The sequence below is a fragment of the Psychrobacter faecalis genome (assembly GCF_016107575.1).
GTDB classification, from domain to species: Bacteria; Pseudomonadota; Gammaproteobacteria; order Pseudomonadales; family Moraxellaceae; genus Psychrobacter; species Psychrobacter faecalis.
This window is the reverse complement of the sequence record NZ_JABAST010000078.1, coordinates 1-1,623: the sequence shown is the minus strand read 5'-3', so window position 1 is coordinate 1,623 and position 1,623 is coordinate 1. Positions and strand designations below refer to the sequence as shown.

Annotated in this window: 1 protein-coding gene; it reads left to right on the top strand. The window is 50.8% G+C overall.

The annotated features are described in order from the left end of the window. Positions 1–65 precede the first annotated feature (65 nt). A protein-coding gene (locus JFC07_RS12980; protein WP_227697980.1) for an IS3 family transposase occupies positions 66–1,621 on the top strand; the annotation gives its coding sequence in 2 pieces (ribosomal slippage) (positions 66–519 and positions 519–1,621; 1,557 coding nt in all). Positions 1,622–1,623 lie beyond the last annotated feature (2 nt).

Sequence of the window (1,623 nt, the reverse complement as noted above, 5' to 3'; positions counted from 1 at the left end):
CCCCCTATGGCAGGATAGTTGTCACCCCTAAATAATAATTCCAAAGGGGACAATGAGGACACATCATGCCACGATATAGCGAAGAACGTAAACAGGCTATACTCAGCAAACTGCTACCCCCGCTGAGCCTAAGTGTTGCCGAGGTTTCAAGAAGTGAAGGCATCGGATTACAGACCCTGTATAATTGGCGTGCCCAAGCTAGAGAACAAGGTCACCCCATGCCATCGAACCATAAAACCCCTGATGACTGGTCAAGCGAAACCAAGCTTGCCACCATTATAGAGACGGCCACCCTAAGCGAGAGTGAACTTAGCGAATACTGCCGCAGCAAAGGCCTATATGTTGAGCAAATCAAAGCGTGGCGTACTGACGCCTTACAAGGCTTTAGCAGCAGCAAACAACAAAGCCTGAAAGACAAGCGTCAGCAGCAGAGCGATCGCAAACAGATCAAACAACTCACCCGAGAGCTTGCTCGAAAAGAAAAGGCTTTAGCTGAAACTGCCGCCTTACTGGTATTGCGAAAAAAGTTGGAAGCGTTTTGGGAGGAGCACGAGGACGACTGACCTTGCTCCCTAAGCGCAAGCAATACATAGACTGGATACAAGAGGCCAATCACTCAGGAGCCAGACTTAACCTTGCCTGTATTGAAGTTGGCATTAGCATCCGCACCTATCGGCGCTGGTACCGCGCAGGTCACGTGAATGGTGATAAACGGTGTGACGCCGTGCGCCAAGCTCCTAAGAATAAACTGAGCGCCTCTGAACAAGCCGCCATCCTAGCCGTGTGCAATCAGCCCCGCTTTGCCAGTCTGCCGCCCACCCAAATTGTACCGACCCTGCTTGATGAGGGGGTATATCATGGCTCAGAGTCTACCTTTTATCGGGTGCTGAGGCAGCATGAGCAATTGGCTCACCGCGGTCGTGCACTTGCCCCTAAAGCCTCAAGCGCCCCAAAGACCTTTACTGCCACTGGCCCTTGCCAAGTGTTCTGCTGGGATATCACCTATCTGCCAAGTCCGGTACGGGGTCAGTTCTATTATTTGTACATGATAGAGGATGTCTATAGCCGTAAAATTGTTGGCTGGGAGGTTTATGACCACGAGTCAGGTGTACTGGCAGCTCAGCTGCTTGAGCGTACTTTAATCAGTGAGAATGCATTGCACACTGGGGTGGTGCTACACTCAGACAATGGGGCACCGATGAAAGCTCAAACCATGCGCATGAAAGCGTATGAGCTTGGGGTACTCACCTCTTACAGCAGACCGCGTGTCAGTAATGACAACCCGTTTGCAGAGTCTTTATTTAAAACCTGCAAGTATCGCCCTAATTGGCCTATCGATGGCTTTAAGAGCTTAGATGCGGCAAGACGATGGATGCTGAGCTTCACGCGCTGGTACAACAATGAGCATAAGCACAGTCAGCTGAACTTTGTGACGCCCAATCAGCGCCATACGGGTGAGGATAAGGAAGTACTGGCGAAGCGTCTGCTCACGATGCAGCGCGCTAAAGATGAAAACCCGATACGCTGGGGAACTCAGGAGGTGAGGAACTGCGAGCCTGTAGGGCCAACAACGCTAAATCCTGTAAAAGAGCAACAACAGCAAAGATTACAAGCCGCTTAATT